Consider the following 6,613-nt stretch of genomic DNA (forward strand, 5'->3'; position numbering starts at 1 on the left):
TGCCTTTTTAACGCACTCTTTTTTTACATTTTCAACTTAAAGGACAACTTAAGTTTAATGCATACTGCACAATGCATGATGCATAATTACGAGGTGAGTTATAACTAATTTCCTTGCAAATTCAAGCTCCCCTCCTTGGGAGGGGTTGGGGGAGGCTCCGCAAGTTAGCACACCCCTCCCTTGGGGAGGGGCCGGGGGTAGGTATGACTTGTTACGAGGTTAACATAAGATTGGAGCCTCTCCCCTCCCTTGTCAGGGAGCAGAAGAGGCTTTCTATATTGAGTTTTTGGAAGGTCTTACTTTACCTTTTCACGATTTTGTTCTCGATTTTAATACCTGATGCACGTGTCTGGGCAGCTCTGCTGAAAACGATATCGCCCTGTTTTGCATAGCTGTAGCGGGCAAGTTTGAAGTCAATATATTCGGTGTTGTTCACGCCAATCATGGTTCCTTCGAAGCGGTTAGCATCAAGATAGCTCTGCAGATTGCTCTCTTTGTCGAGCATGGTGATGCGATATTTCTTCTTTGAACTGTCGTATGTGATGTAGATATCGCTTGTTCTTTCATCGATTTTCCACGTGAAATTGAGCGTTTGGGTTTCGGTCTTTCCGTTTGAAGTGGCTATATCTATCTCGCGTCCACGGCCTCCTAAACCTGTGGCATCATACTGGTCGAACTCTATCTGCACGTTGAATTGTGCAATAGCTCGCTGTCCGTTGTCATCGTTATACTCGTATCTCATGGCACCTTCCCAATGACCTCGCAGGGTATTGGCAAGGTCTTTAAGATATTTGGCATCGCTGTCTGCATTGTCATCAGCATTGTTTACCCACCAATTGCGACCGTCTTCATAGTAGGTGTTGCCCGAATCGCAACTCGAAAATGCCATGGGTGTTGCTGCTATTAGAAGCAGTAGCAAGGTTTTAGTCAGTTTTTTCATGTCTGTTCTAAGTTTTAATTTATGACTCTCTGATATCTTATTCTGCAAAGAAACGCTGCGGACGACCTGTTGCTGTGCCTGACGCACGACTCTTGGCATAGCCATAATAGCTGTCGTAATCGTAGTCGTCAAAGGTGTAACTGCTCCAATTGGGGGAGTAAGTGTGGTAGAGTGTGATGGTCAGCATCTGCCCGTTGCCCGTCTGTATATACCCCGAGAGACGGTCATCGCTAAGCGTATAGTTGTAGATAACGACGTTGGTATTGTCTTCTTCGAAGTGAATGTAAATGTTGGTATTCCTTACATACCAGGTAATATGACTGGCCTGATAGCTGTAAGGGGCATTGTTGTAGTAGTCAATCCAATAACCATCGCCCGAGTTATAGCCACTGTTGAACTGCACTTTGCTTTCAGCAGCCCTGTACTCCCTGCCATTATATCTTGAATATGCATAGACATTCCCCTGCCAAGTGCCTGCAAGGGTGGCAGCAACTTCAGCATCTTCATCGCAAGAAACCAATGACAAGGAGAGTGCAGCCATAAGCATTACCGTGAATATTGTCGTAAATCGTTTCATCATAAACTGAATTTAGGGTTTATACTTCTTTTTAATTTCTATGCAGCAAAGATAGAACTATTCTGTCAGTCCTAAAATGTAAAATCCATATTCGACAGTAGGGATTTCCCTCTTTTATATGGAGAAAGCCTCCAAAGCTGTCAGTTTAGCGTATGACAAGGTGGCACAGAGCGTGCTTTCCATATCCCATTTAATCTAAAATTGAGTTAACATCATTTGCCGTCTGGCTGAAATTCGGTTTATTTCACTATCTTTGCGTTAGCATGTATGACAGAAATGGCGATGCAAAAGAATGGCACATAATTTGTCGTATGCGAGATATTAGACAACAATTTTTAGTATTAAAGAATAAAAGAACAATGAGAACAGTTTATGATTTTTCTGTAAAAGACAGAAAAGGTGGTGATGTTTCACTGAAAGAATATGCCAATGAAGTGCTTCTAATCGTGAATACGGCTACACAATGTGGCTTTACTCCTCAGTACGAAGAGCTTGAGAAGCTTTATGAAACCTATCATGCACAGGGCTTTGAAGTGCTTGATTTCCCTTGCAATCAATTCGGACAGCAGGCTCCTGGCACTGATGAGAGCATACATCAGTTCTGTAAATTGAACTATAACACAGCTTTCCCACGTTTCAAGAAGATTAAAGTGAATGGCGAAGATGCCGAGCCTTTGTATCAGTTCCTCAAGGAACAGAAGGGCTTTGCAGGTTGGGACGAGAGCCATCCTATCTATCCAATTCTCGACAAGATGCTTTCAGAAGCTGATCCAAACTATAAGGAAAGTGCTGAGATTAAGTGGAATTTCACGAAGTTCCTCATTAATAAGAAAGGACAGGTTGTTGCTCGTTTCGAGCCAACAGAGAACTTCGAACATATCAAGGAGCAGATAGAAGCGCTCTTGAAAGATTAATCACCTATTTAAATATATAGGAGGAGAGAGAATGGAACATACCAGATGTTTGATTATCGGGAGTGGACCGGCAGGCTATACAGCGGCTATCTATGCCGGAAGAGCTAACTTGCAGCCCGTGGAATACTGTGGAATGCAAGCCGGAGGGCAGCTTACTCAGACCACGATTGTTGACAACTTTCCTGGTTATCCGAATGGTGTTGACGGCAATCAGATGATGATGGAGCTGCGCGAACAGGCCGGAAGATTTGGTGTGGACATGCGAGATGGTGAGATTATAAAAGCCGACTTCTCACAGAAACCGTATGTCTTTACGACTGATCGTGGCGTGGAAATCTCTGCCGATAGCGTGATTATTGCAACTGGAGCAACGGCTAAATATCTCGGGCTTCCTGATGAACAGAAGTATATGGGGCAGGGAGTCAGTGCCTGTGCTACATGCGATGGCTTCTTCTATCGTAAGAAAGTTGTGGCTGTTGTGGGTGGAGGTGACACGGCATGTGAGGAAGCTCACTACCTATCGGGACTCTGTTCAAAGGTTTATATGATAGTACGCAAGCCCTATTTGCGTGCTTCTGAAGCCATGAAACGCCGTGTTGAAGCTGTTGAAAACATTGAAATCCTCTATGAAACCAACACTCTTGGACTCTACGGAGAGCATGGAGTAGAGGGTGCACATGTCGTCTATCGCAAGGGCGAAAGCGATGAACGAGCGTATGATTTGCCTATCGATGGCTTCTTCCTCGCTATCGGTCATAAGCCGCAGACAGCTGTTTTCAAGGATGCTTTGGCACTTGATGAGCAGGGATTCATTAAACTTGAAGGTCAAAATCAAGCCACTAACATCGATGGAGTGTTTGCTGCGGGCGATGTTTGTGACCCACATTATCAGCAAGCTATAGTCGCTGCAGGCTCTGGAGCAAAGGCCGCGCTTGATGCACAAGCCTATTTAAGCGAAATTGGAAAATAGGAAAAGCAGTTTTTTCTACTGCAACTTTCTGAATATGAAAAGGCCAACGAATGTCAATGCTCCGTTGAGTATGAGCAGTTCGTAGCCGAAGTTATACCCGGTTATCTGTTTTGTTATCGTTTCGATAGCAAAGCAAATGACCGGGCTTACTATTGCTATATAAGGCACTGCGCGGTCTTTTACCTGCCAACGCGTAAAGAGTCCGAAGGCAAACAGACCGAGCAAGGGGCCATAAGTGTAGGAGCAGATGATGTAGATAGCATCAATCACGCTTGTGGAATTCACTATCTTGAAACCTAAAATGAATACCACGAAGAGCAGGGCAAAGCCAAGATGCGTGCGCTTTCGCAATTTCTCATCGTCTTTTCTCTCCATAATATCCACGCACCAGCTTGTAGTTAAGGCTGTCATGGCACTGTCGGCGCTTGAAAAACTGGTTGCAACGATGCCGATTGTAAACAACACTATAATGAGTGCTCCAAGGCTTCCTGTGGCGGCAAACATCGGTAAAAGGTCGTCGGTCATCTGTGGAATGGCGATGCCTTCCTTATTGGCAAGCATCATCAGCAGTATGCCTAAAGACAGGAAAAGCAGATTAACGGGCACGAAAGCCAAGCCATAAGTGCACATATCCTTTTGCGCATCACGCAGTGTTTTGCAGGTAAGGTTCTTCTGCATCATGTCTTGATCGAGTCCCGTCATCACGATAACAACGAATATTCCACTAAAGAACATCTTCCAAAAGTTCAGCTTTGAGGCCCAATCATCCCATATGAATATGCGGCTATGGCTATCATTTGCAATAGCTATTACTGCTTGACTGAGACTTAAATTGAGTTCCGACGTGACGTGATAGATAATTAACAACAGAGCGAGAAACATGCACAAAGTTTGAAAAGAGTCAGTCCAAACGAGCGTTTTAATGCCACCTCTGCGCGTGTAAAGCCATATAAGACCGACCATGATGACCACCGTCAGCACGAAAGGAACACCCAATTGGTCGAGCACGAAACGCTGGAGAATGATGCAGACCACATAGAAACGCACGGCTGCCCCTATGAGTTTCGACAGCAGAAAGAATGAAGCGCCAGTCTTATAGGCGCGTTGTCCGAGTCTTGTTTGCAGGTAACTGTAAATCGTTGTGAGGTTCAATCTGTAATAAACCGGCAGCAGAACGAAGGCCACGACAGCATAGCCAAGGATGAAACCGAGACACATTTGCAGATAGCTCATATCGGTTTTGACCACCATACCCGGCACACTGACAAACGTGATGCCCGAGATTGACGCGCCAATCATGCCAAACGCCACCATATACCATGGCGAACGGCGGTTGGCCCGATAGAAAGTGTCGTTTGTAGCGCGTCGACTGGTGAGCCGACTGAACACAAGAAGTATGCTGAAATAGGTGAGAATTGTAATAATTATGACCATAATGAGTGCAAAATTAATAAAAAAACAACATTATTCCTCTTTTGAACTTTCTTTTTATTACCTTTGTATGACGAAATGACCTCCTATAAACGATTTAACAAAACAAGGTTATGAAACAGAAGAAATTCATCTTGCAGGAACATGAAATTCCTACACATTGGTATAATATACAGGCAGATATGCCCACAAAACCATTGCCACCGCTGCATCCGAAAACGCGAAAGCCCCTCTCTCCTGACGACCTTAGCCACATCTTCAGTAAGGAGTGTTCAAAGCAGGAGCTTGATACTGTGAACTCATGGATAGAGATTCCCGAGGAAGTTCGTGAGAAATACAGCTATTACAGAGCCACTCCGCTCGTGCGTGCCTATGCACTTGAGAAGGCTTTGGGCACCACTGCGCACATCTATTTCAAGAATGAGAGCACCAATCCTTTAGGTTCTCACAAGATAAATTCGGCCATTCCGCAGTGTTATTACTGTAAAGAAGAGGGTGATACCAACGTGACCACAGAGACCGGAGCAGGTCAGTGGGGCATGGCATTAAGCTATGCAGCCAAGCTCTATGGACTTGAAGCAGCCGTCTATCAGGTGAAGATTACATTGCAACAAAAGCCTTATCGCTCGATAGCCATGCGTACGTTTGGGGCCACAGTCGAGGGTTCTCCGTCAATGTCTACACGCGCGGGAAAGAATATCATCACGCGAGAACCGAATTATCCCGGTACATTAGGCACGGCAATTTCAGAGGCCATAGAACTTGCAACGACTACTCCTGGCTGTAAATATACACTTGGTTCGGTGCTCAATCATGTGGGATTGCATCAGACAGTGATTGGTCTTGAAGCCGAAAAACAGATGGAAATGGCTGGTGAATATCCTGATAAAGTGATAGCATGTTTTGGAGGTGGCAGTAATTTTGGAGGCATTGCATTCCCCTTTATGCGTCATCTTTTTGACAGAAGTCATGCAAATACCGAGTTCATTGCAGCTGAACCTGCGAGTTGTCCAAAGCTTACTCGCGGTAAGTTTGAATATGACTTCGGAGACGAAGCAGGCTATACGCCATTGCTTCCGATGTACACATTGGGGCATGATTTCAAGCCCGCCAACATCCATGCAGGCGGTCTTCGCTACCATGGTGCAGGTGTGATTATCTCGCAACTCATCAAGGATGGCTATATGCACGGCGTTGATATCCCGCAGTTAGAGTCGTTCCAAGCAGGCCTTCTCTTTGCGCAAACCGAGGGAATTATCCCTGCTCCGGAGAGCTGTCACGCTATAGCAGCGACTATTCGTGAGGCTAAAAAGGCCACCGAAGAGGGTAAGTCGCCTGTCATTCTCTTCTGTCTTAGCGGTCATGGACTGATAGATATGCCGAGCTACGACAGCTATATCAATGGCGATCTGCGCAATTATAGCTTGAGTGATGAGGAGATTGAAGAGAGCTTAAAGCGTATTCCAAGGTAAATAAAAAGCTTCTTCAGACAATGAAAATGTAAAAAAAGAGTGCGTTAAAAAGGCACTTTGAAAATCTTCGAAATAGAAATGGGAAAGCCGTTTTCAGCGAGTTACAGAGGCTGAAAACGGCTTTTGTTTCATCATTTATGGCTTGTCATCTTGCAATCTGCGTCAAATTACACGCTCATCTGCATCATTTCAGCGTGCAAAATGAAGCAAAACGCAGGCTAAAATGACGCAGATTGCAATGCTTTTTGCCATGATTTTACGCTGTATCTTGCCTCGTTTTTCATAACATCCTCATAGTCAATGCGTTGC

The 6,613-nt window shown here is 44.9% G+C and carries 6 protein-coding genes; 3 read left to right on the plus strand and 3 right to left on the minus strand.

What is annotated here, in order from left to right; translation table 11 throughout:
* Positions 1-301: 301 nt before the first annotated feature.
* Positions 302-940, minus strand: a complete 639-nt coding sequence (locus tag HMPREF2983_RS07210; protein WP_070667548.1) for a hypothetical protein — start codon at positions 938-940, stop codon at positions 302-304.
* A gap of 37 nt (positions 941-977) precedes the next feature.
* Positions 978-1,520 (minus strand): lipocalin-like domain-containing protein, encoded by a 543-nt coding sequence (locus HMPREF2983_RS07215; RefSeq protein ID WP_070667549.1) that lies wholly within the window; start codon positions 1,518-1,520, stop codon positions 978-980.
* A 356-nt stretch (positions 1,521-1,876) separates the two neighbouring features.
* On the opposite strand from HMPREF2983_RS07215, the gene HMPREF2983_RS07220 reads away from it, so the two are divergent.
* Both HMPREF2983_RS07220 and trxB read left to right on the plus strand, forming a co-directional pair.
* Complete coding sequence (locus HMPREF2983_RS07220) at positions 1,877-2,431, plus strand: glutathione peroxidase (protein WP_004377420.1); 555 nt, start codon at positions 1,877-1,879, stop codon at positions 2,429-2,431.
* A 31-nt stretch (positions 2,432-2,462) separates the two neighbouring features.
* On the plus strand, positions 2,463-3,401 hold the full coding sequence (gene trxB / locus HMPREF2983_RS07225) for a thioredoxin-disulfide reductase (RefSeq protein WP_070667550.1): 939 nt from the start codon (positions 2,463-2,465) through the stop codon (positions 3,399-3,401).
* A gap of 15 nt (positions 3,402-3,416) precedes the next feature.
* On the opposite strand, the gene HMPREF2983_RS07230 is transcribed toward trxB, so the two are convergent.
* Entirely contained in the window at positions 3,417-4,835 is a 1,419-nt protein-coding gene (locus HMPREF2983_RS07230; protein WP_070667551.1) for a sodium:solute symporter, read from the minus strand.
* A gap of 110 nt (positions 4,836-4,945) precedes the next feature.
* On the opposite strand from HMPREF2983_RS07230, the gene HMPREF2983_RS07235 reads away from it, so the two are divergent.
* Positions 4,946-6,304, plus strand: coding sequence for a TrpB-like pyridoxal phosphate-dependent enzyme (locus HMPREF2983_RS07235; RefSeq protein ID WP_070667552.1), 1,359 nt, complete (start codon positions 4,946-4,948; stop codon positions 6,302-6,304).
* The last annotated feature ends 309 nt before the right edge of the window (positions 6,305-6,613 follow it).

The organism is Prevotella sp. HMSC077E09 (assembly GCF_001814685.1).
Taxonomy (GTDB): domain Bacteria; phylum Bacteroidota; class Bacteroidia; order Bacteroidales; family Bacteroidaceae; genus Prevotella; species Prevotella oris.

What these genes read in the sequence shown, in the direction of transcription:
- HMPREF2983_RS07210 (WP_070667548.1), bottom strand. Translation starts at nt 940, where the DNA reads ATGAAAAAACTGACTAAAACCTTGCTACTGCTTCTAATAGCAGCAACA.
- HMPREF2983_RS07215 (WP_070667549.1), bottom strand. Translation starts at nt 1,520, where the DNA reads ATGATGAAACGATTTACGACAATATTCACGGTAATGCTTATGGCTGCA.
- HMPREF2983_RS07220 (WP_004377420.1), top strand. Translation starts at nt 1,877, where the DNA reads ATGAGAACAGTTTATGATTTTTCTGTAAAAGACAGAAAAGGTGGTGAT.
- trxB (WP_070667550.1), top strand. Translation starts at nt 2,463, where the DNA reads ATGGAACATACCAGATGTTTGATTATCGGGAGTGGACCGGCAGGCTAT.
- HMPREF2983_RS07230 (WP_070667551.1), bottom strand. Translation starts at nt 4,835, where the DNA reads ATGGTCATAATTATTACAATTCTCACCTATTTCAGCATACTTCTTGTG.
- HMPREF2983_RS07235 (WP_070667552.1), top strand. Translation starts at nt 4,946, where the DNA reads ATGAAACAGAAGAAATTCATCTTGCAGGAACATGAAATTCCTACACAT.